At 42.7% G+C, this 23,830-nt stretch carries 21 protein-coding genes; 8 read left to right on the top strand and 13 right to left on the bottom strand.

The features are described from left to right. Positions 1-23 precede the first annotated feature (23 nt). The 3 genes from BLT94_RS18160 to BLT94_RS18150 form a co-directional block, all read right to left on the bottom strand. Positions 24-1,406 carry an MBL fold metallo-hydrolase gene (locus tag BLT94_RS18160; protein WP_092237250.1) on the bottom strand — a complete coding sequence of 461 codons (1,383 nt, stop codon included), beginning with the start codon at positions 1,404-1,406 and terminating at the stop codon, positions 24-26. A gap of 519 nt (positions 1,407-1,925) precedes the next feature. Further along, a complete protein-coding gene (locus BLT94_RS18155; RefSeq protein ID WP_014955569.1) occupies positions 1,926-2,129 on the bottom strand; it encodes a hypothetical protein in 204 nt (67 codons plus the stop codon). 53 nt (positions 2,130-2,182) lie between these two features. Beyond that, complete coding sequence (locus BLT94_RS18150; RefSeq protein WP_092237247.1) at positions 2,183-2,623, bottom strand: flavodoxin domain-containing protein; 441 nt, start codon at positions 2,621-2,623, stop codon at positions 2,183-2,185. A 558-nt stretch (positions 2,624-3,181) separates the two neighbouring features. On the opposite strand from BLT94_RS18150, the gene BLT94_RS18145 reads away from it, so the two are divergent. The 3 genes from BLT94_RS18145 to BLT94_RS18135 all read left to right on the top strand — a co-directional run bounded on the left by BLT94_RS18145 (position 3,182) and on the right by BLT94_RS18135 (position 5,338). Further along, positions 3,182-3,778 (top strand): DUF2284 domain-containing protein, encoded by a 597-nt coding sequence (locus BLT94_RS18145; protein WP_041279156.1) that lies wholly within the window; start codon positions 3,182-3,184, stop codon positions 3,776-3,778. A 112-nt stretch (positions 3,779-3,890) separates the two neighbouring features. Beyond that, positions 3,891-4,499, top strand: a complete 609-nt coding sequence (locus BLT94_RS18140) for a GDSL-type esterase/lipase family protein (RefSeq protein ID WP_014955566.1) — start codon at positions 3,891-3,893, stop codon at positions 4,497-4,499. Positions 4,500-4,534: 35 nt separating this feature from the next. Further along, a complete protein-coding gene (locus BLT94_RS18135; RefSeq protein ID WP_092237244.1) occupies positions 4,535-5,338 on the top strand; it encodes a nitrilase-related carbon-nitrogen hydrolase in 804 nt (267 codons plus the stop codon). Positions 5,339-5,374: 36 nt separating this feature from the next. Here the strand turns inward: BLT94_RS18135 and BLT94_RS21825 are convergent, their stop codons facing one another. Then, positions 5,375-6,079, bottom strand: coding sequence for a hypothetical protein (locus BLT94_RS21825; protein ID WP_139169065.1), 705 nt, complete (start codon positions 6,077-6,079; stop codon positions 5,375-5,377). Between the two features lie 499 nt (positions 6,080-6,578). Here BLT94_RS21825 and BLT94_RS18115 point away from each other — a divergent pair, with 499 nt between their 5' ends. Continuing rightward, a complete protein-coding gene (locus tag BLT94_RS18115) occupies positions 6,579-7,064 on the top strand; it encodes a phosphate-starvation-inducible PsiE family protein (protein WP_014955563.1) in 486 nt (161 codons plus the stop codon). Positions 7,065-7,174: 110 nt separating this feature from the next. Here the strand turns inward: BLT94_RS18115 and BLT94_RS18110 are convergent, their stop codons facing one another. The 4 genes from BLT94_RS18110 to BLT94_RS18095 form a co-directional block, all read right to left on the bottom strand. After that, positions 7,175-8,272, bottom strand: coding sequence for an MBL fold metallo-hydrolase (locus BLT94_RS18110; RefSeq protein ID WP_092237232.1), 1,098 nt, complete (start codon positions 8,270-8,272; stop codon positions 7,175-7,177). Next, complete coding sequence (locus tag BLT94_RS18105; RefSeq protein WP_092237229.1) at positions 8,269-10,473, bottom strand: PEP/pyruvate-binding domain-containing protein; 2,205 nt, start codon at positions 10,471-10,473, stop codon at positions 8,269-8,271. Before BLT94_RS18105 ends, BLT94_RS18110 begins: the two co-directional genes overlap by 4 nt. Further along, the gene (locus BLT94_RS18100) at positions 10,470-10,925 is read right to left on the bottom strand and encodes a pyridoxamine 5'-phosphate oxidase family protein (RefSeq protein ID WP_014955560.1); all 456 of its coding nucleotides are present in this window, start codon (positions 10,923-10,925) and stop codon (positions 10,470-10,472) included. Before BLT94_RS18100 ends, BLT94_RS18105 begins: the two co-directional genes overlap by 4 nt. A gap of 189 nt (positions 10,926-11,114) precedes the next feature. Next, positions 11,115-12,683, bottom strand: coding sequence for an SDR family oxidoreductase (locus tag BLT94_RS18095; RefSeq protein WP_092237226.1), 1,569 nt, complete (start codon positions 12,681-12,683; stop codon positions 11,115-11,117). 212 nt (positions 12,684-12,895) lie between these two features. Between BLT94_RS18095 and BLT94_RS18090 the strand changes: the two genes are divergently transcribed. Next, positions 12,896-13,846: a YbgA family protein gene (locus tag BLT94_RS18090; RefSeq protein WP_092237223.1), complete on the top strand. Its 951-nt coding sequence runs from the start codon at positions 12,896-12,898 to the stop codon at positions 13,844-13,846. A 124-nt stretch (positions 13,847-13,970) separates the two neighbouring features. Here the strand turns inward: BLT94_RS18090 and BLT94_RS18085 are convergent, their stop codons facing one another. Together BLT94_RS18085 and uvsE are read right to left on the bottom strand one after the other, a co-directional pair. After that, positions 13,971-14,273: a sll1863 family stress response protein gene (locus tag BLT94_RS18085; protein ID WP_092237219.1), complete on the bottom strand. Its 303-nt coding sequence runs from the start codon at positions 14,271-14,273 to the stop codon at positions 13,971-13,973. A gap of 402 nt (positions 14,274-14,675) precedes the next feature. Next, complete coding sequence (gene uvsE, locus BLT94_RS18080) at positions 14,676-15,584, bottom strand: UV DNA damage repair endonuclease UvsE (protein WP_092237216.1); 909 nt, start codon at positions 15,582-15,584, stop codon at positions 14,676-14,678. A 163-nt stretch (positions 15,585-15,747) separates the two neighbouring features. Here uvsE and BLT94_RS18075 point away from each other — a divergent pair, with 163 nt between their 5' ends. Beyond that, positions 15,748-17,172: an SDR family NAD(P)-dependent oxidoreductase gene (locus BLT94_RS18075; RefSeq protein ID WP_092237213.1), complete on the top strand. Its 1,425-nt coding sequence runs from the start codon at positions 15,748-15,750 to the stop codon at positions 17,170-17,172. A gap of 61 nt (positions 17,173-17,233) precedes the next feature. On the opposite strand, the gene BLT94_RS18070 is transcribed toward BLT94_RS18075, so the two are convergent. The 3 genes from BLT94_RS18070 to BLT94_RS18060 form a co-directional block, all read right to left on the bottom strand. Further along, on the bottom strand, positions 17,234-19,195 hold the full coding sequence (locus BLT94_RS18070; protein WP_092237210.1) for a DUF1365 family protein: 1,962 nt from the start codon (positions 19,193-19,195) through the stop codon (positions 17,234-17,236). Next, positions 19,192-20,472: an NAD(P)/FAD-dependent oxidoreductase gene (locus tag BLT94_RS18065; protein ID WP_014955553.1), complete on the bottom strand. Its 1,281-nt coding sequence runs from the start codon at positions 20,470-20,472 to the stop codon at positions 19,192-19,194. Before BLT94_RS18065 ends, BLT94_RS18070 begins: the two co-directional genes overlap by 4 nt. Before the next feature lie 225 nt (positions 20,473-20,697). Next, on the bottom strand, positions 20,698-21,408 hold the full coding sequence (locus BLT94_RS18060) for an isochorismatase family protein (protein WP_175530406.1): 711 nt from the start codon (positions 21,406-21,408) through the stop codon (positions 20,698-20,700). Between the two features lie 112 nt (positions 21,409-21,520). Between BLT94_RS18060 and pncB the strand changes: the two genes are divergently transcribed. Both pncB and BLT94_RS18050 read left to right on the top strand, forming a co-directional pair. After that, positions 21,521-22,693 (top strand): nicotinate phosphoribosyltransferase, encoded by a 1,173-nt coding sequence (pncB, locus tag BLT94_RS18055; protein ID WP_092237205.1) that lies wholly within the window; start codon positions 21,521-21,523, stop codon positions 22,691-22,693. 342 nt (positions 22,694-23,035) lie between these two features. After that, positions 23,036-23,506, top strand: a complete 471-nt coding sequence (locus BLT94_RS18050) for a YehS family protein (RefSeq protein WP_014955550.1) — start codon at positions 23,036-23,038, stop codon at positions 23,504-23,506. Positions 23,507-23,830 lie beyond the last annotated feature (324 nt).

The raw sequence follows: 23,830 nt of genomic DNA, 5'->3' as shown, positions 1-23,830 counted from the left end.
AATTAAACCTTTTTGTATGGGTTCTAAACCAATGGAAGATTGGCATTAGACCAGGCAAATATTCCGCCGGCCAGGGACTTTAAATTCGTGAACCCTGCTTCTTTAAAAAAACTTGCTGCAATGTTGGATCTATAACCACTGCCACATTGTAAAATGATTTCCTGATTTTTATCCATATCAGGTATATTACCCTCTAAAATATCTGTAAGCGGCAGGTGCCTGGCCTGATGTATATGACCACTATCCCATTCTGCAAGAGTACGGACATCCAGAATTTTTGGACAATCAGGACCAAGCAGAAGCTGTAGTTGCAGTGGTGAAATCTGGGTCAATTGCTCTACGGGACGACCGCTCATTAACCAGGCATTAATGCCCCCTGACAAATAACCTATAATCGCATCGTAGCCAATGCGGTGAAGTTCTGTGGTCATCCGGTCATAGGCTTCCCGGTCATCCACCACCAGAAGAAGCTCTGATTTTGGATCAATAACCATTCCCACCCAGTTGGCCAATTGTTTTTCAAAACCAATGTTGATACTGCCGGGGATGTGAAACCCTCCATACGCAGCACTGCCCCGTGTATCCAATATCAAAGTGCCTTTATCTTCCATCAATTCTTGGAAATGCCTTGGCGTCAGCCTTTTGTCCATGGTACACGCATCCAGCAGGTCGGCACCTTTCCTATTGGTGGCAATAATGTGGGCAAAACTTTTAGGCTTTACGGGAAAAGCAGATGTAATATCGTTTTTAAATTCCTCAAAAGAATTAAAGCAAAGCATGTGGTTGGCTTTTCGTTCATACCCTAAGGTGGAGCTTTTTTTAGCACTCATGCCTCTACCGCACAACGAACCTTCAGCATGGGCAGGATAGACTTCCAAATGATCAGGATAGTTGGCCAGGGTTTTATACAGGCTGTTATACAGATTCTCTACTTGTTCATCGAGAATTTCAGCACCAGGGAGATCCGGCCGTCCTATATCACCAACAAAAAGCAGATCTCCTGTTAGGATCATCTGGGGTTCACTGGATCTGGATGTGTCCGTCACAACAAGGGAAATTGAATTCGGGGTATGTCCGGGCGTATGCAATACCTCAATTTTAGCCGCGCCCAAAGTAAGGATGTCACCATGTTCGATATTTTTATGGGGATAATTGATCTCTACACTGTCATTAATATAGATATCGGCACCAGTTGCTGCACTTAATTCCTGATCGCCGGAAACATGGTCGGCGTGCAGATGGGTATTGATAATATGAGTGATATTCATGCCTTCTTGAAAGGCAATCTCCAGATAATCTTGAATATCTCTTTTTGGGTCCACAACCATCATTGTTTTAGCGGCTGGACAACCGATGCAATAGGACTGACACCCGAGTCCTACGACAGAAATTTGGTTAAAATACATTTATTCACCTCTCCTAATAGTATTTTTCAAGTTATAAATATTCCAAACAGCTGATATTAAACATCACAAATTTCATTTTAAAAAAATTTATAAATCAAATTAGATCAATAATGCAAATATCAAGCCATAAATATACAATTTCCTGGAATGTCAAAAAATTATCAGATAACTACTTGCAAACCACTAAATTTATATGAAAGAATTTCCATCCTCTTGAAATTAGTGCCTTACTCCTCAGTTTCTGTTTAAAAAAAACAAGAAAATGAGGATAGGCCATGAAATTTCAAAACAATATCAGCGTTTGAGTACAAATAATAAAGCAAACTGGTCGCAATATAAAGACGTTGTGGTTGCGGCTTTGCTAACTATCGTAAAATAATCGACCAATAATGATGTCGGGTTTGTGCATTAACAGGCTGTAGAGTCAGTCCTTTCAGGGGAAGGGTTGAATTATTTGGGATATGAGGGGGGGGGGGAGAGGGGAAAACACAAAGGCCTTAATTCCCCTCTTTTGGTCTCTTACCCTCCAATTTGTAATTTCCCGTGCCAGGCGCATCTATTACAGAAGGCCTCACTTTCATCCGTTAACTCTGGCAGGGTTGAGCTATCAAGGTCAGGTTCGAATGAGACATTACCGTTCCGGATGGTAAAAGTATAGATTTCATACTCATCATCCGAATCTTTAACATAAAATTTATCACATCCGCATGTGGGACACTTCATAGTATTCTCCTAGTGAACAATGTCATATAGTACAGAATCGGTGGTATTGATTTTTACAGCTTTTCAGCGATAGCTTTAGCATAATCGTGGCAAGCTTTCACTCCTTCATCGTTGCTCATTATCTCTTCGGTGAGATTCAGAGGGCCAAGGGTTGTGACATCCATTTTAAAAACATGCTGCATGGTGTCAAATACCATAGGAGCGGCCTCACCGCTGTGGGTGTGAGATCCAAAGGCACCGGCAATTTTTCCTATTAGATTTGCTCTTTCCGCCTTGAAAAGAAATTGTTTCATTCCGCCGGTCATATCCTTATGATATGTGGGACATCCGAAGAGATATGCATCATAACCTGATATATCTTTTTCATCCTTGAGCGTGGAAATTTTTAAGGCCTCAACCTGATTGTCTGACATTCTGAATCCTTCTGCAAGGTAATCGGCCATTTTCTGCGTGGTACCTGTCCGGCTTGAATACGCAATCAATACTTTTTTCATTATACATTCCTTTTCTTTAAAAATTAAAAACAAACAGTTTAGATATTTTTGAGCGTTGAATATCTCTATTACAAATTACATGCCAAGAGGGAATAAGCCCTGTTGGCAAGGGGAACCGGATCAATGCCGTAGTTTGATACACTTTATTGAGGCACAACTGTATCAATGAGTATCAATTCAGTATCTTTTTTAAACAGAGCCTGCCGCTGGAACAGATAATGGGATCAAATAAAACAGCAAAGCAGATTATAGGTTGTATATGCAACCTTGTTGGATGTTAAGGGCGGAAGAGATTATTCCGTTTAAGGCACAGGTTATCCTCGGCCGAAAAAAAATGTAAAAATTTAAGAGATTGATTCCCAAGGATCATTTTGGTATTTTTCAACCAGGCAATAGGGTCAGACAATCTATTGAGATACACAAACACCCGAATCTGCACTGATTGACGTCAGCTTTAGAGAGAGAATGAAACAAAAAAAGAATGGATAACAGCATTTATTGATTATGAGAGTGTGTATATGGGAAAAGATCAATTAATATAGCATTAAGAGTGGCAAAATGATGTTAAAACAGAACCTTAAACAATTGATACATGAAGCAGAAAGGCTTGGAGCAAGTGCTTGTGCTGTCATATCGTCCAAAGAGATTCAGGTTAAAGATGACTTGGCAGCACTTTGTAATGGAGAATATACCTGCCCAAATTATGGGCTTGCATCAAGTTGCCCACCTTTTGTTAAAGGCCCGGCTGAATTTAGAAAATGGCAGTCACAGAGCAGATATTCAATTACAGTAAAAATAGAATTGCCGGCATCAGTAATGTTTTCTGATGAACGCAAAAGTGTGATGCAACTGCTTCATCAGATTGTAGCAGCAGTAGAGCAAAAAGCCATCAAAATAGGTTTTGGAAAGTCAAAAGCTTTTGCCGGAGGATCATGCAAAGAATTATTTTGTGACGATCAAGAAAAATGCTGCGTTATAGCAGAAAACAGACCCTGCCGTCATATAGAGTTTGCTCGCCCATCAATGTCAGGTTTTGGTATCGATGTCATCCAATTAATGAAGTCTTCCGGATGGTCAGCTCAAAAAGCGAACAACGCGAATGTATCAGATAAAGATGCCATAAGCTGGGTTGCAGGCCTAATAATTCTTGCCTGAACCATATGAATTTATGGCATGGTTCAAATCAGAGCAACACTTTTTGTGAATCGTTTTTTCACCGAAAAAAAAGGCTTAAAAAAAATTAAGGTAAAAATTTAAAGAAAATTTTATGAAAACCATTATCATCACATCCACAGTCATACTTGTCAGTCTGGCAGTCCTTTTTTCCTTTCCATCATCTTATAAAATCAAAAATGCTGATCCAATTGGGGAAACCATTGTTTGTTTCGGAGATAGCCTGACCTATGGTACTGGAGCAACAAAAGGTATGGATTACCCGTCCCAGCTATCCAGATTGATTGATATTGAAGTTATCAATTCAGGGGTGCCGGGAGACACAACTGAAAAAGCACTTAATCGTATTGATAAAATAATTAATATGAATCCACGTATTGTGTTGATCACCATAGGAGGTAACGATCTTAAAAACGGTGTCAAAAAAGAAATTGCTTTTAAAAATATTGAGCAGCTGATTCATATAATACAAAAAAACGGTGCCTTAGTAATCCTTGGTGGGATTGACGTTCCTTTTTGGGGACGAGGATTTGGAAGGGGTTATATTGAATTAGCAGAAAAAACCGGTTCGGTTCTCGTTCAGAATATTTTTAAAGATATTTTTGGAAAGCCTCGACTAATGAGTGATTCGATCCACCCTAACAATCAGGGATATACAATTATGGCCAAACATTTTTACAAGGCTCTAAAGCCATATTTATAATGCCAAAGAAAACAATTTAAGGAGGAGTTCCAAAAATGTTTCAAGTCGCTGCCATTCAGATCACACCTATTTTAGGTGATATTCAGGCCAATTTAAAAAGAGGAATTCAGTTTATGAGACAGCTCGGCCAGGAAGCCGATCTAATAGTTTTTCCTGAACTCTGGACCACGGGTTACTATCTGTCCAGGCAGGCGTTTCAACAATTGGCTGAAACAAGAGACGGACCTTCCATTAATCAACTCAGAGAAGAGGCTCGACGCGCAAAAGCCGTGGTGATCAGTTCTTTTGCAGAAAAAGATTCCGAAAATCAATTGTTTATTTCAGCGGCTATTATCGATCAAAAAGGAGAGATATTGGGTGTTGTGCGTAAAAGCCTTTTATGGGGGCGCGAGAGCGAAATATTTAAAAAGGGTGAGATAAAATACCCCATTTTTGAAACAGAACAGGCAAAAATAGGGGTGTTGATCTGTTATGAAATGGAATTTCCTGAACCATCACGGCTGTTGGCATTGGAAGGCGTGGAACTGATTATTTGCCCTTCCGTATGGAGTGTCTCTGCATCGCGGCGTTGGGATATCCAATTGCCAGCACGAGCCTTGGACAATACCGTCTTTATTTTAGGCGTTAATACCGTTGGTAATAACAGTTGTGGAAAAAGCAAACTGGTTGGCCCCATGGGTGACATTCTGGCAGAGGCTTCTGATGCCAGAGAAGAGGTTCTGTTAAGAGCCGTTGATATTCAATCCTTATATTGGGCGCGCGATGAGAATCGGTATTTGGAAGATTACCGGACCAAATTAACACCAGGAGGAAGCACTATACCAACTCCCATTATTTAACCTCAACCCACCCAGCCTTTGAACTATGCTGAGTTGTTAGTGGTCATTCTCATCATCAATTTCCTGATAAAGCTTATTCATGCATTCCGGACATATGCCATGGCTGAATTTTGCTTCTGAGTGGGCATGGATATATGCTTCGATCTGGTTCCAGATTCCTTGATCATCCCTGATTTTCTTGCAGTAGGAACAGATGGGAATAATTCCTCTTAGTGCGTTGACCTCCTCCTTTGCAGCCTTCAGATCAAATTCAACTTTTTGAAAATTGAGTACAATTAAGCCAATGATAATAAAAATATTTCCACTGAAGAAAACCACTATTGTAATGCCGTAAAAGCCTGATGCGTTCATATAATCAACTATAGCGCCTTCAATGAAAACTGAATGAATAACTCGTAATACATTCCAGAAAGCCTGGATAACAAAAACAACTTCCAAAAAAGTGTTTCGATCATTGATCAATCTTGGAACATACATATGGACAAGATATCCAGAGTATCCATAAATGATTATAATTATAGCTGAAATAATAATTATACGCGAATTCACATCTGGAGAGTAATAGGTGAAATAAAGGAATAATATGACCGTTAATATGGTAAGAGATGTAAAAAGCCATATTCTCCTGGTACTATTTGTAAAAAGTTCTAAACCATATGCGATAAATCCGAACCCTGCTATTAAAAGCATGTTCGCAACAATGATTGATATAAAGTCAGGCAGGATAGATCTCAAACTCATAAAAACCATTCCAAAGCTATATAGAATGGAGGCGATTGTCCATTGAGTAAATCCGTTGTATGTTTTACGGGTTGTAGAAATGTAGATCATACAAATGCAAAGAACCAGGCTTATGATACTGGAAATAAAAGATAGTGTTCTTATGTCAATTACAAAAAGCAAATACCAATCCTATACCGATAGCCTTTATTATAGATGTTGCCGGGTCTGCAGATACAGATCAAAACTTCACTTTTATTAACCCAAACATAAACAAATCCTCTAAAATCCGGAAGATTATCTCCAACCTGACACAGGCACAACATGTTATGCATCTGTATCAGGTACAACCAAATGAAGGCAAGAAAAAAAATCTTACCGTGCAGCAATGAAGGATCTACATAAGTAAAATATAATTTAGAATCGCTTATCTTTATAACCATTGAGATAGAAAAAAAGCTGCGCTATAATTATTTGAGATAATCTAAAGAAGCTGTTAACTGACAAATTAGGAGAAATAATGGATGATTTATCAAACCCGAATGAACCACTGGTCCAGAAATTAAGAACTATCGTTCGCATTGCAATCAGATTATTGGCCATTCTGATGACCACTGTTATCATTTGGGGTGTGGCCGATGTTATTTTAGTAATGTATCAGGAACTGAAAGCTCCACCGTTCATGCTGCTTACCATCTCAGACATTCTGGCGTTGTTCGGTGCTTTTATGGCTGTTTTGATTGCCGTCGAAATACTGATCAACATTCTTATTTATTTACGGGATGATGTGATCCATGTAAAGATTGTCATGGCCACAGCACTGATGGCCATTTCCCGAAAGGTCATTATCATGGATTTAACTAAAATTTCAGCTGAATATGTCCTTGCCATAGCGGCAATGACGCTTGCCATGAGCGTCGGCTACTGGCTGGTTGTGGTCAAAGGCAACGAAGATGGCAAAATCTGTATTAGTGATATAGAAGAACAATGGAAGAATAAGTCATGACACGATTGAATAAGCTAATATGAAATAAAAATCAAAAAAGATGGATTTCTCGTGTTTTTGAGTTTATCAGAAAACAACCTCTTGTCGCGGTGACAAGAATATAGAAACTGTCAGTTAAGGGGAAGGATCTGGCCCACATCCATTATGTTGAAGCGAAACAGATCAAGATTATTTTTTCGGATATGGCGGATAAGATCCAGGCCCGGGAACCCGGCAGGCTCGCTGCCCAGATGAAAGGTTCCCCACTGGGTAGGAATAAAAAATCGCGCACCAAGATCTTCAAACGCTTTGACTGCCTCGGGGATGTTCATGTGCTGGTATTGCATGAACCACCTGGGGTGGTATGCAGTGATCGGCATAAACGCGTAATCAATATCCGGATATTTGCGCCCGATTTCCCGGAATCCTTTAAAATAACCGGAATCACCTCCAAAATAAAGGGTCGCCTTTGGGGTTTTCAGAAGCCAGGCTGCCCAGAGGGAACGGTTCCGGCCCTGGCCGATTCTCATGGACCAGTGCTGGGCCGGAAGACAGATCAATGTTGACCCTTTCCCGGTGTCCACTGCTTCCCACCAGTCCAGTTCCCGCACGTTTGTTTTGTCCATGCCCATCACATAAGTTTTCAGCCCCCTGGGAACAAATACTGCAGCATCCCTGGGAAGCTGTTTCATGGTTGACCGGTCCAGATGATCATAATGGTTATGGGAAATCAAAATATTGAGATCTTTAACAATCTCATTCAACTCTTTCAGACTAAGGGCGGGAGGTGTCAACCTTGCCGGCAGCAGGGCCCGCTTGGAAAAGACCGGGTCCGTTATCCAGTAGACCTTGTCAATCCGGATCAAAAAGGTGTTGTGCCCGATCCAGAGAATAAAATCGCCCCGGACCTGATCAAGACGTTCTGCCGTATCAGGAGTGACCCTGGGCAAAAAATCTGTTTCCTCACTGGTATAATGAGTTTTTGAAAACAGCTTCCATCCCAGTACATCCAGAAAACTTTTATCCCCCATTTCCATCCAGGGAGTATAAAACCGTCCCTCATTAAAATGGGGGGCATACAGATCCTCAACCCGGGTGTCTTCCACCTTTTGTTTCCATTGGATTTCTGAAAAAGATTTTTTATCCCTTGAAGAACACGAAAAGATAACAAAAACGATCAATAGAACAATGCCCAGTACGGCAGCACCAAAGAGTTTAAACGTTTTCACGACTCAAGTTCCCCGGTATCACAGGTGACGATTCCCAGATATCCGTCCACTGTCACCTGGTCCCCGGTCCGGATCAAGCCGGTAATGTGAGAGGCCCCGGTGACACAGGGCAGCCCATATTCCCTGGCAATAATGGCCCCGTGAATCAACATTCCGCCGCGTTCTTCGATCACGGCTGCAGCCAGGGGAACCACAAAGGTCATGTTGGGGTCAACCCCCTGGCAGATCAGAACCTCTCCTTGCTTAAACTCAAGCAGGTCGTCCTGTTCCAGAATAACCCTGGCACAGCCCTTTGCAATCCCCGGTCCTGCCGGATGGCCCACAACCTGGCGGGCCTTTAACCAAAGATCCTTTACCCCGGATGCGGTTTCTTTTTCGGGTGACGGAACCGGCCCCTCAAGGGGTGAAGACAATGCAGGCAGTTCCGCCAGCCGTTCCAGGTCAAATGGATATGCATCCGGGTCTGCCAACCTGTTCCGGCCTTCCCGGACAGCTTCAAACAGCCGGGCTTCAATCCGGCCCAGGTGAATATTATCATCATCCCGCAACCGGTAACTGGCCCGCCCCAGATGCAGGATATCTTTGGCAAACGCCTGCTTTTCGCTATAAAAACAGGCCAAATATTTTTCCCTTAGGGCATGGATATCGGTCTTATCATTTTTTAAAGCGGGCGCTGAAGGCCGCCGGGCAAATTGAAGGATAATCCGTATGATGGCGGTATTCCCCTGGTAACATTCACTGGCACCAGAGGTCTGGCAGGCCAGGTCACCGAACTTTGAGACAAACTCTTCCAGAAGAACCATAAACAGATGATCACCGGCCGGTTCATCCCCGATCGCCAGTGTCTCATTCAGATCAGGGTCCTGACGAATTACATCGGCCAATTTTTCCAGCAGCCGGTTCCTTTCAATACTTTTCAGACCGGTTTTCTCTAATAATTTCATAAATTCATAAGGATCTTCCGGCCGTACAGCATCATTATAAACCTGACCAAACAGCCGGATGCCGTGGGCAAAAGGAATGAAATCCGCCCAGTACACCTTAACCCAGTGATCATAGATCTCCTGCCGGGTTTTAATTTCATTGGCAAGAGCCGCGTTGGTCATTTCTGGCAGATGGATCTGCCCCATTTTATCGGCTGTCAGGATCATTTCCGGAATCAGGCTATTTTCAATTTTATCATGGAGAGTCTTTAAATTTTCATGGCTTCTGTGAAGGCTTAAGTACCATGCCCGCTTATCATCGCTGTCCTTAAACCCGCTGCTGGTAACGGGCCTTGCCTGCAGCACCACCAGCCTGTCCCGGCTGAAGGCCCACTCCATATCCTGGGGTCTGTTGAACAGACGTTCCGCCTTTATTCCTGTTTCCCATACCTGCCGAATCTCTTGTTCGTTCAATGGCGGTTTGTTTCGCAGATCTTCCGGCAAAGACTCAAGACTCACTCCATCCAGTACAGGCAAGGCATAGTGATCCCGCATGGGTTCAGTATGCTTGAGAATATTTCCCGAAAACCGGTCAATGATCCAGCGATCCGGATCAATATCGCCATCCACAAGCCCCTGGTTCAACCCATAGACCGACTCCAGAACCGACTGGGCCGAATCCGACGGGTTGATGCTGAAAAACACACCGGACCGGTCAGAGGGTATCAACTCCTGTATAACTACGGCCATTGAGCTTTTACTGATATCCAGGCCCAACTCTTTCCGGTACAACAACGCCGCATCCGAATACAAAGAAGCCCAGACCAGCCGGATGTGTTTCAAAATAGCATCTGTGCCGCTGACATTTAAAAATGATTCATGCACTCCTGCAAAAGAGGTGGACTTGCCATCCTCTGCCGGGGCAGACGATCTTACCGCAACCGGAGCTGTCCCGCAATGAGTGTGAATTTCACGGGCAAGGGATTGACCGAGGCGGCCGGGAATGGGGGTGGTCAGAAAAAAATTGCGAATGCGAAGCGATACATCCCAGATCTCTTCCCACCTCATCTTTTCAATCGCTTTGCGGTTGATTTCCATAAGGATTCGATCCTTGAGCCTGGTGCCTGACAGATAACTGTCATAAACATGGCATGGAACACAAAATGTTTTGGGCACCCGGATCTTGTGCTGATGAAGCCTGGCAAGGGCAAGGGTTTTGCCGCCAACCTGCTCAAGATCCCCGTCCGTTATATCGTAAAGCTGCAGAAAAGATTTCATGATCCCACCTTTATCTCAACAACATTCTGAAACCGGCTCACCATGATATACCGGTCCACTGCCATACTCACCAATGCGGTGGTTGGGGCTGCTGCAAAATCCTTGAGATGAGGATGCCGTTCAAGGTAGATGTCTAAAAGCCTTTTTTTATCATCGCCTTCAACCGTAGAGGCCCTGCCTGTGGCAGTGACTGATATGGCATTGTAAAAATCCTCGGCCAGGTTCCGGCTGTTATTGATCAACATGGCCACCCTGGGGCTGGCTGTCAGGTTATCATATTTCCGGGTGGTGCTGGGAGTTAAAAAAATGATCTGTTTCAGGTCAGAGGTTGAAGCAAATGCCACAAGGCTGGAATAGGGCTGCCCGTTTTTCTGCGTCGACAAAACCGACAGGGTTTCGGTGTCAAACAATGCTCTGATTTTGTTCAATGCTGTCTCTTTTGAAGGTTCCATAATAATTCCTCAACTTGTGGTTTTATATGAAATAAATTTTAACCTGCTGAAATTAAATATCTTTTATTATTTGTTGTGGCAGAGTGATCTGCCATGGCCGTTATATGAAAATCTTAAAAAATTCACACCGAGACTTTCAATATTTGTTGTGGGCAAACCAAACTGAAATAACAGATCTGCCCGTGTAAATTATTGATCAATTGTTTTGCAGGATCTGTTTATTTTCGGCGTAAAGCGTTTCGGCGATGACAACAGTTCCAGTCCTGCCGCTTTTACAATTCCCTTGAGCATGTGAACAAACACATATTGATGAAACGGGTAAAGTCCATACCAATATAAAATACCCGGCAGCCCTTTGGGCAGGAAACGGGAAAAAAGCGTCAAGTCGCATTGGTGACCGTCCAGTGGATCGACTCGAATCTCCAGCAGGGCCTCACCCGGTGTTTTCATTTCAGCCACGAGCAACAGTTTTAAAGGCGTATCCAATTCAAGAACCCGCCAGAAATCCAGGGCATCTCCCACCTGGAGGTGTTCTTTTGACCTTCGTCCCCGGTTCAGACCCACGCCACCGGCAAGCACATCAAAAAATCCACGAATCTGCCAGAGGATATCTGCGCCATAATAACCGGTCCGGCCTCCCAGCCTTACAATGGCCGGCCACAGAGATCGGGCCGTGCCGTTTACTCTTGCCCGGTAACCGCATTCAAGAAGAGTTCCGCCGGAATAATCAGAATCCCCGCAATGGGTCCATTCAGGATAGATCATGGCACCGGCATCAGTCCAGCAGGTATCCACCTGTTCCCGGCGGACACGGTCAAGGGCCCGACGAATAGCCTCACGGCAATCGATCAAATCCTGGGGAATAATTTTTCGGATGGATGTTTCCGTACAGACCGTGGGAAGGCTCAATCCTTCCGTCAGCGGTTGTGCAATGGCGGCCGGAACCGGTGTTACCAGATGAATCCACAACGAAGACAGTTTGGGGGTTAATACTGGAACCGCAATCATTACAGGTTTTGGCAGGCCTGCCACTTCGCGGAAAATCCAAAACAAATCCCGGTAAGTAACCACATCCGGCCCGCCAATATCAAAAGTTTTTCCACGGGTTTCAGGATGTTCCAGACACCCTTTCAGATAGCCCAGAACATTGGTAATGGCAATGGGCTGTGTGGGCATTCTCACCCATTTGGGAGTTATCATGACAGGCAGTCTTTCCGCCAGATATCTTAATATCTCAAAACTTGCACTGCCCGAACCCAGGATCATGGCCGCCCTCAGCACGGTAACCGGCACAGGTCCCTGTTTAAGAATTTGGGCCACTTCATTTCGTGACAGCAGGTGTTTGCTGATGTTATTGTGGGTGATATCCCCAAGCCCCCCAAGGTATATGATATGATCCGCACCTTGATCTGCTGCGGCCCGGACCATGTTTCGGGCGCCTGTCCGGTCCGCATGCCGGTATTTTCCCTTCTGCGATATCATGGAATGCACCAGATAGTAAACCGTGCCGCATCCTTTTACGGCACGATTCAGGGATGCTATATCCATGATATCCCCTTTCACCAGTTCAACAGACGAATGGCAGCCCCAGGAGCGGCCTGCCATTTTCTCAATGGAGCGCCCCATGGTTCTTACCCTGTATCCTGATTCCAGCAGCAGCGGCACAAGCCGTCCGGCCACATATCCGGTTGCCCCGGTCACCAACACAGGTTTTTGCTTTTGGAAACGGTCGTCATCAAAACCATTTGTCGGGTTCATTGCTTATCCTTTTTAAATTGCCATGGTGATGCAAAAAAATCGATAAATATCAAGAGAGAATCAACCACCAGATCGTAACCGCTATCATATTTTAAAAAATACAGTTTCAATAACAGTTAAAATCTATATAATGAATAGAATAATGTCAATAATCGCTTTTTTTAACCGTTATCTGAATGCATCATTCAAAAAACACAAAACAGGAGAATTCTATGCTTACCCCCATAAAAATCGGTATCAGTTCTTGTCTGCTCGGCAACAAGGTTCGATATGACGGTGGTCACAGTCATGACCGGTTCCTGACACAGACGTTGGGACTGTTTGCCGAGTATGTTCCCGTGTGCCCGGAAGTGGAATGCGGCATGCCCATTCCCAGGGAAGCGGTAAGACTTGTCGGAACCCCTGAAAACCCGAAGCTTGTCACCCAAAAGACAGGGCAGGATAAAACCCGGCAGATGAAAGACTGGATACCTGCACGATTAAAAACTCTTGAACAAGAAAATTTGTGCGGATTTATTTTCAAAAGCAAATCCCCGAGCAGCGGGTTGTACCGGATCAGGGTATATGGAGACGACGGCAAGGTGCGTAAAACCGGCACAGGCCTGTTTGCCAGGGCGTTTACACAACATTTTCCCAGGGTCCCGGTAGAAGAGGCCGGCAGACTCCATGATCCCGAACTTCGCGAAAATTTTATTGAAGCCATCTTTTCGCTCCAGCGCTGGCGGGATCTGCTGAAAAAAAACAGAACGCCCGGAGGGCTTGTTGATTTCCATACCCGGAACAAACTGCTGATTCTTTCCCACAACCAGGATCTGTACAGAAAGCTTGGAAAACTTGTCGCCCAGGGGAAAACCCTGGATATGAATCAATTGTTTGATGCCTATGAAAAAATTTTATTAAACTCCCTGAAGTTGAAAACAACGGTGAAAAAAAACATCAATGTACTGCACCATATCCTGGGATATTTCAAACGGAATCTGACCGGTTCGGAAAAACACGAATTGTTAACCATCATTGATCAATACCGCTCAGGATATGTTCCCCTCATCGTCCCCATTACCCTGATCCGGCACTATGTCATGAAATACGACCAGCCCTGGCTGAAAATCCAGACCTATCTGAACCCGCACCCGTTTGAACTGAAACTGAGAAATTACTTTTGATATCAAAGGCCTGCAAAATCGACTGTTTTTTTCAAACAAAATATGCATCAATTAATTTTTGTCAGCAAAATTTCGGCACTGCACTGGTTCAGTTTAATCAACCAAACCAGTGCAATTGAAGTTTCTACCCTCCAACATTTCCAGGAGGAAGGTCTTTCCAGGCCCGATCAACACCGCTGCCAATCGTTCCAAACAAATCATCCAGTTCATTTTTCATGGGTGACCAGTCAGACGGACACTCTGTTTTCAGCTGATCCACCCTCACCTGAGCAGTAGTCACCTCCTGTTCCAACTGGCCGATAAGCGGAAGGATTTTTTCTTTTTCTTTTGAGCCATAGGTGTCAGCAACTTTTTTCATAGCCTCAAGTTTCTCTTTCCAGGCTGTAACTTCGGCCAGCATTGCTTTGCAATAATCTTTTACTTCCATGATTTCTCCTTTCTTGACGGTTATCATATGACCGAACAATAATATTTTATCAATGTTCAGTATTATATTTCCTGCCAAACATTAATTTAGTGAAAGAACAGGAAACATGAGGTTAAATCATAAATCAATCAGGCTTAAACGTATTAAAGTAACAATATTTAAAAATTAAAAAGGTATGTAACAAACATCAGATCAGAATCGTAAACATCCAAGATCGGTAGAATATTTTTTTCCAGAAATTTTATATACACTTTTATGATTACATCAAAAAATCAATATGGGCAAGAAAAAATAAAAATTTAGCCCGGCTGTATAGAACGGCTGTAAAATCATCAAGGACGGTATTCCTGACAAAAAAACACATGAAATTCTTTCTGGCCCACATATGCTCATTTTTGCAGACTATAGCATATTTAATTCTTTCATGAGTTTTCGTATCGCCAGTTCCTTGGCCTTTGCTTCCACCTCGATTGTAATATCCATTGAAAGCCAGATTACAGGCAAATCGTTTTTATCTATATAGTCATGATGTTTTCGGATATTTGATGCTCCCCAGCCGTCCTTGGGTGACGAGATATGAAACAATGGTTCCCGGTCCCAGGTTTGAACACAGCGTTTTGTTGCCTGCTCTATTGAAAACCGGTCTTTCAAACACCTATGATGGTGTACATCGTAAACCAGAGGAATTTTCATATCATGACAAACAGGAAAAAGATCCTCCGGCGTATAGCTTTTGTCATCATTTTCAAGAGTCAGTCTTTTCCTGACCGGATCATCAAGGGTTTCAATCGTTTGGGCAAGCCGTTTGAGTGCAGCCGGTTTGTCGCCGTAAACACCACCGGCATGAATGTTGATTACATCCGCATTAACCCATTGGGCGACCTGGGTCTGATAATTAAGTTCGGCCACAGAACGCTTCACCACATTTGGATTCGGAGACGATAGAACAATAAACTGATCCGGGTGAAAGGACGTTCTTATATTGTTTTTAAGACTGTAAGCACCACAGGCCCTGAACGCTTTGATGATATGATCCGAACCGGGCAGATCATCAATATCATACCCCACATCCGGGTGGGTTTTTAACGGCATAATCTGGCTGTTAATCCGAAAGGCCCCAATCTTGTTGTGATAACAAAACTCCAGAGCTTTCAATAAATTTCGGGCATTGGTCAGGCACAAGTCTGACAGGCGTTTTTTTTGCACGTCAATAGAAAACTTTGAAAGGTATTTAGCGGTTGTTTTCCGAAATTTTATGGGGTGTTCTTTAAATATGCAGCACAGGCCGAATCTGATCATTTTTTTGTCCATTCTTCCTGGTTATTTGCGTGCAGCCATAAGCAATAGTGTGAATCATAGAGTATAGACGATTTTTATTTATTGTTGAAGTCTTTTAAATCGTGGCCATATTTTAAAGTACAATTAAATTAAACCTGCCACCCTTAGAAAACAATTTTTAACCAAAGGGGACGACATGATAGTATTAAATGAATCCATCCTTGTTCAAAAGCCCATAGAAAGCGTTTTTAACTACACCAGTGAGTTTTCCAACATACAGAACTGGGATCCGGGTGTGGTATCGTCCGTAAAAAAAAGCCTGGGAGATGTCAGTGCGGGAACTCAGTATGATTTGATACTCAAATACGGCCCGTTTCGGCCCAAAATGCAATATGTGGTGACAGAATATGAACCTTTTTCCAGAGTGGTTCTGAAGGGCAAAGGGACTTCATATTCCGCCACAGATACCATATTGTTTATCCAAACGCCATCCGGCACTCGAATTGATTATCAGGCAACAATTGAATTTTCCGGGTTTGCAAACATCATTGAACCCTTGCTTGTGCCTGTGATAAAGCGAATCGGAAAAATCGCAATCCAGGGGCTTGAAAAAACCTTGAACCCGGATTTTAATTTTCCCCGGAAAGGCAAAATGTTTTCTTCAGGATCAAATATAATTGATTATATTGCAGACCATACTATTTTACCCGGTATGATGATGTTCAGCAAATTTGGATATGCCATAGGAAAACGGTTCCGGACAAAGAACACTGATATTCTTTACGGCAAACGCGTTGTGATCACGGGTGGAACATCCGGTATCGGAAAAGCAGCGGCTTTTGAAGTTGCCCGAAAAAATGCCTTTTTAACCATCATTGCCCGAAATCGTGAAAAAGCCTTAAAAATTCAACGTGAAATAATTGAACAGACCGGCAATACCCATGTTGATTTTTTAGTGGCCGACCTGAGCTTGATGGCGGATATTAAACGTGTTTCCAAACAGCTTGCAGAAAAAAAGAAAACGATTGATATTCTCATCAATAACGCAGGAGCATTGTTCAATGAACGTATGGAAACAAAAGAAGGATTTGAAAAGACTTTTGCCACAGATCTTTTGGGCGTATTTTACCTGACTCAAAATCTGATTCCTGTTTTTTGCAAGTCAGGTGGTGCCAGGATCATAAATGTTTCTTCAGGCGGAATGTATACGCAGAAAATTGATGTCAACGATCTCCAGAACAAGATATTGCCATATGACGGATCAAAGGCATATGCAAGAGCCAAGCGGGGGATTGTCATCCTGACGGAACTTTGGGCAAAACGCTTGAAAAATAAAAAAATTGTTGTTCATGCCATGCACCCTGGATGGGTTGACACACCGGGAATCGAGTCTTCATTACCAAGATTTCACTCATTCACCCGCTCAATTTTAAGAACACCACAACAAGGTGCGGACACAATTGTATGGCTTGCTTGTGCCAAAGAGCCGGGGCTTTGTTCCGGCTGGTTCTGGCTGGACAGACGGCCCCGCGAAACCGTTGTTTTCCCCTGGACCCTTGGATCACAAATCAAAGACCATACACTCTGGAACAAGCTGGAAAAATTGACCCGGCGATTCTAAAAACAACATGAATTTCACTGGTTTTTAAACTTTTGCATTATCAATATCTATCGAGTTGGCTTCATCTGTGCATAGCCATTTGAATGCCGTCAATGGCCGAGGTCTTAAATCCGGCCTCACAAATACTCAGATAATAGATCCATTTTCTGATAAATGCCCTGTCAAATCCCATAGCCTCAACATCCTGACGGCACGAGATAAACCGATCCCGCCAATGGGCAAGTGTTTTGGCATAATGCAGACCGATGTGGTCAATAACGGTAATTTTAAAATCCGTGTGTTGGCTGATGGCATCATTCAAAACCTTCAAGCAGGGCAGATGGCCGCCCGGAAAGATATGTTTTTGAATCCAGTCGCGTTGCCTGCAATAGGTATCATATCGTTCATCCGGGATCGTAATGGCCTGGCAAACCATTGTCCCTCCGGGTTTAAGCAGTTTGCAGCACTGTTGAAAATACTGCCCTAAAAACTGCGGCCCGACAGCTTCGATCATTTCAATGGAAACGATTCGATCATAAACTCCTTTGGTGTGACGATAATCCTGAAATAAAATATTGACCCTGCCGGTTAATCCTTCTTTTTCAACCCGTTGACATGCTTTTTCATATTGGGCTTTGGATACGGTGATACCCGTTACGCGACACCCGGTAGAAGCTGCGGCAAAAACGGCAAATCCCCCCCAGCCGCAACCGATCTCAAGCAGGTGATGGGTTGAATCAACCCCGGCCATTTCCAGGATTTTTGTCATCTTTTGGATCTGGGCATCTTCCAGGGAGGCTGTTGTATCACGAAAAATACCGCTTGAATAGATCATTTGCCTGTCCAGAAAAAGTTGATAAAACTCATTGCTCAAATCATAGTGGGCTGCAATGTTTTGGCGGGTATTTTTGATGGTATTTTTGCGCTGGTCATGGGCAAGTTTCTCTCTTGTCCGTGTAAGGATGGAGGTGAACAGATTTCCATCGGAAAATTTATCCCTGTTGTGGATCAATACTTCCAGCAGCTTTACCAGGTCAGGTGTCTCCCATTCCCCATGCATATAGGCTTCACCAAATCCGATTTCACCATCCATGACAACCCTGGGAAAAAATCCAAAATCTTTTATATCAATCCGGGCCTGCGTATCCCCGCCTGACCGGCAAAACCGTATTGTTTTACCGTTGGGCAGGCGCATGGTTAAACAACCGATTGTAATTTTTTTAAACGCATCCACAAGAATTTTTTGGCAGATGGATTCGATCAGGCCTGGTTTTTGTTTGGACAGAGTCATGGAATTTGCTGGTGCAGGTTTCGGGTTAAAGGTTAATTTTTTCTGAAAATAAAGTTTATAGGCATGTGTGTAGATTCTAGGGATACTCAAATGAGGAGCAAAAGGGTGCTTTAAAAGGGTTTTAAAATGATTTTTACGCGTCAAGGGATTGGCACGGGCCTTTAAGACCGCTTCCATTATTTTTTTTTCTTTGTGAACAAGTGTGATCCTGATGTCGAGTTGTTCTCCAATATCGGAAAAACAAAAATCATAATTTCCTTCAATCCGGTTAAACGGTGACACATGGAATACTTTGGGTGTAGTATAACGCACAAGACAACCTTTTGACGGCAAGATTTTTTTTGTCAGCACATAATGATGGCGTTCGCCATAGGTATTATTTACTTCTGCCACAATACCGATGAGAGCCTTATTCTTTGAAAAACAATAATAAAAATTCACCGGATTAAACACATAGTTGAAATATCGGGCAGATGTGACCATGATCACTGATATAATGGATTCATCAATCCTGTATTGATCAAACAATTGATTCAATTTTTGTTTGATGGACTGGTTGCCCGAAGACAGGTAATCTTTGTTATGGATGGCACTTACACCGAACCGGTTAACCCCGAAAAACGGAAACCATTGATCAATTAGCGGCAACTCATCAACATCAAGTGCATACATATAGATTGGATAACACAAACGATGGTCAACAGGAGTAAACCTCCGATGTTCAATGGTCCCTGTGTAGATCCTGGAGTTCATAATTCAATCCCGAATTTTTTTCCAATTTCCAAAGCAGATCTGACGCCGTCTTCATGAAACCCAAACCCGAAATAACTGCCGCAAAAAAATGTATTTTGCGGTCCATTTAATATGGAAAGATCTTCCTGGGATGAAAAGGCTTCAAATGAATATTGTGGATGTGTATATTCAAATTCCCCTGTCACATGCCATGGTGGTATGGGAGTAATCGGGTTAAGGGTCACAAAATAAGAGCGGGTGGCGGTAAGTTTTTGCAACCGGTTCATATCATAGCTGACCGTTACAGGAGACGCAGCTCCGGATTTTAAGCTCCGTGTATAATTCCAGCTTGCCCAGGCCCTCCTGTTGGGAGGCATAACACGGGTGTCTGTATGCAAAATCGTATGGTTTTGTGAATATGTCCATGAGCCAAGCAGTTCTTTTTCCTTGCATGACGGATTTTCCAGAAGATCCAAAGCCTGATCTGCATGAGCTGCAACAACAACGGCATCAAATATTTCCGGGTGACGGTCTTTGAAATAAAGGGTGATATTATTTTTGTCTCGATGGATGGTATCGACTTTGCACCCTTTCAATGCCCTGCCCTTGAAACTGTTTAAAAACGCTTTCACATAAGTATGGCTGCCGCCTTCAACAACATACCAGGACGGATGACCGCTTACGGCCAAAAGGCCATGGTTTTCGTAAAACTGTGCAAATGTTCTGATGGGAAACCGCCCCATCTGCATATCAGACCCTGACCAGATGGCAGCGGCCATGGGAATGATAAATTTTTCAACAACGTCTTTGTGAAGACCCTTTGCTTCAACGTACTCGGACAAGGTTGCTTCAGCCAGAAGATTATTCAGGTAATCGTGCCTCAATGATTTTAAAAAGGTGATCATCTCAAAAACAAATCGCCAATATCGCGGGTTTATCAGATTTAGCCGCCGGGCAAATATTGAATTGATATTCCTGGTGGCATAATAGCAACCTGTTTTTTTACAATAGTAGCCAAATGACATCTGTGCAAGACGCTTGTTCACTCCAAGACGGTCAAGAAACCTGATAAAATTCGGGTATGTCCTCTCATTAAAAACAATAAAGCCGGTATCCACCGGGGTTCCTTTATCCGGCCCTTCCGGGATTATCACCGTATGGGTGTGCCCCCCGAAATAAGCGTTTTGTTCAAAAAGAGAAACCTTGTGACGTTTCTGAAGCAGGTAAGCCGCGCAGATCCCTGAAATACCGGCACCGACTACTGCAATGTTCAGATTGCTCTGGTTCTGTAAATTCATGGTAAATTGTTGTCCTCTTTATAAGAAGGTCTGATTCCATCAATTACAGCTTTAAATTTAAAAATATTATATATTTAACCGCTTCTCCATGAAAATTTCAATGTTTTTTCCTGTTTGCCAGCTTTTATTTTTATATGAAAGTCTTCAAAAATACAAACAGCGACTTTTATGTTTTGTTGTGGGCAAATCTGAGCGAAAGACCAGGTCTGCCCTTGGCAGTTATATTCAAAAGGACGGCAGGTCAGATACCCTGGAAATGATTTTAATACCTGCTGATCTCATTTCTTCCAATGCTGATGCAGTGGTGTCCAATGCAACTCCTTTACAAAGTTCCTCAACCAGGATCACCTTGAACCCGGATTTAAGTGCATCCATGGCGGTTGCTTTTACACAATAATCTGTAGCAAGCCCGTAGATCAAAAGCGTTGTTATACCATGCGACTTGAGCAAATCATCCAGCCCAGTGGCCATACCGCCATCATCGAAAAAGCCTGAATAAGAATCATATTTGGGGTTCATACCTTTTTGAATTGTGGCGGTAAACAAATTTTTATCTATTAAAATCTCGGTATTTTCAGCCCCCCGGACACAATGAGGTGGCCAGAGAACCTGGGTTCGGCCTTCTACATCAATGGTTTCGTAAGCAGATTTGTTTTTATGACTGGTGTAAAAAGAGATATGATTTTCAGGATGAAAATCCTGGGTGGCAAAAATTTTATATCCCTTGGATTTCAGTTGTTTTGTTGCGGATAGCACTGCGTCAATATAGTCCTGATCCGTATTTTGAACCGCAAGAGACCCTTTTTTGAAATGGGTGAAATCTCCCTGTACATCCACAACAATCACACCTGTGTGATCTTTATCCATTGAAACCTCCATCTGTATGCCTCCCTTAAAAATTTTCATGCCTGCACCGGCAATCATTTTATTTATCATATGATAAATCTTTTAACCTGAAAATAAAATAGGGTTGCTTTTTATTTAAATATGAAGACATTAAAGCATGGAGCGGTTTTTATTAATCAATGACACAGGGAGTTGCGTTGTTATGATCCAAAGTATTCTGGACAATGATCTTTACAAATTTACCATGCAGCAGGCGGTTCACATGCTCTATCCCAGGGCCGAGGCCCAGTATGAATTTATCAACCGGGGCTTGACCCCTTTCCCGGACGGATTTGCACAAAACATCAAAACTGAAATTAAAAAAATGGCAGACCTTCGGCTGTCTGTTGATCAAAAAACGTTTCTTGAAAAAACATGCTATTTTTTAACCCCAGTATACCTTGACTACCTTGAGTCCTATACCTTTGACCCCAGCGAAGTCATAGTCAACCAGGACAAGGATATGTTAAGCCTCAAGATCAAAGGCCCCTGGTACAGGACGATTCTGTGGGAAGTGCCCTTAATGGCCATTATCAGTGAGATATTTTTTAAAATGAGGGGCTCAAAAAAACTCAGTGACAGGGAAATAAAGGCAATCAACCTGAAAAAAGCAAAAATTTTGGGAAATAATGCTGTTAATTTTTCAGACTTCGGTACCCGACGGAGGTATTCCGCCAGGAATCAGCAACAATTGATTATAGACATGTTAAGCGTTAAAAATTCAACTCTGAACGGAACAAGCAATGTTCATTTTGCCCACCAGTTCAATATAAAGCCCATCGGCACCCTTGCCCATGAGTGGTTCATGTTTCATGCGGCCCTGCACGGATACCGGATGGCAAATCCTTGTGCCCAGGATGCCTGGGTAAAGGTTTTTCACGGGGATCTTGGCATTGCCTTGACAGACACATATACAACTGATGTGTTTTTATCCACTTTTGACACCTTTTATGCCAAGCTTTTTGACGGGATCAGACAGGATTCCGGGGACCCGTTTGCGTTCACAGATCTAATGATAGCACACTATGAGCGGCTTCATATTGACCCGTCCACCAAAACCATTGTATTTTCAGACGGTCTTGATGTGGAAACAGCTGTACAGATTCATAACTATTGCAATGGCAAAATCCGGGATGCATACGGCATCGGCACCAACCTGACCAATGATGTTGGGGTGACCCCGCTGAACATGGTTATAAAACTGAACAAATGCAGGGCTTCTTCTGACAAACCATGGCGAAGTACGGTCAAGCTTTCCGATGACAAGGGCAAACACACGGGTGATCCACAAGAGCTGAAAAACTGTATGAATATTTTCAATCTTTCGACCAAATAAACAACAGAAAACAGATACAACTTTTAATTCCATATAACTGCCACGGGCAGACCTGGTATTTCAACTTGTTTTGCCACAACAAAAATTGAAAGTCGCTGTTTTAATTTTTAAAAACTTTAATAGAAACTACTTATCACAGATAACAGCAAAAAAACCATACAAGAGACAGGTTAGGTGATTTGCACTACAAAACACTTCTCAAACATGAATATCAAAAAAAGTTTTGGTGACTATTGTTTTGAAAAGCAATGGCAATAATTTTTAAATTAAGATAAAAAGAATTCATATTAAAAGACAAACCCGTTAAAAAAAATCTATTTAAGTTTAGATAAGGACATAAATATGACCAATAATGATATTCTGCGCCGTATCCGCTATACCTTCGACTTGGAGGATTCAAAAATGGTTGCTATTTTCGGCCTGGCCGACCTTGAGGTAACCCGCTCCCAGGTCAGTGACTGGCTTAAAAAAGATGATGATCCTGCATACCGGGAATGCAGCGACATTCAGCTGGCAATTTTTCTCAATGGTTTGATCAACGAGAAACGAGGTAAAAAAGAAGGTCCTCAACCCGAGCCGGAAGAATTGTTGACCAATAACATCATTTTTAGAAAATTAAGAATCGCATTGGATCTGAAATCAGATGATATCATAGAAATTCTGGAGAAAGCTGATATGAGCATCAGCAAACACGAATTAAGCGCATTTTTCCGCAAACCCGACAATAGACATTACCGGGACTGTAAAGACCAGGTCCTGCGTAAATTCTTAAAAGGTATTCAGCTTAAATACCGTCCGGGCATATGGCCTTAATATACATTCTAAATAACTGCCACGGGCAGACCTGGTGTTTCATACTGGTTTGCCCACAACAAAAAATAAAAATATTTACCTTGGTGGGTTTAATCAATTTGTTTGACTATTCTTAACTCAACTTTCGGAGTTGACAAAATTTAGATAACGAAAAGTTACCATTTCTTTGGATTATCCACGATTAGTTTGCTGGATGGATAAAGAATTATAAATAATACAAATCCAATTTTAAACGCAAAAAGCCCTGACCATTGCAATAATGATCAGGGCTTTTTAAAGAATAATCCGGCGGCGTTCTACTCTCCCACACAGTCTCCCATGCAG

This window comes from Desulfobacula phenolica (assembly GCF_900105645.1).
Lineage (GTDB): Bacteria > Desulfobacterota > Desulfobacteria > Desulfobacterales > Desulfobacteraceae > Desulfobacula > Desulfobacula toluolica.
The sequence above is the reverse complement of the archived record's forward strand: the minus strand, read 5'-3'. Positions and strand labels throughout refer to the sequence as shown.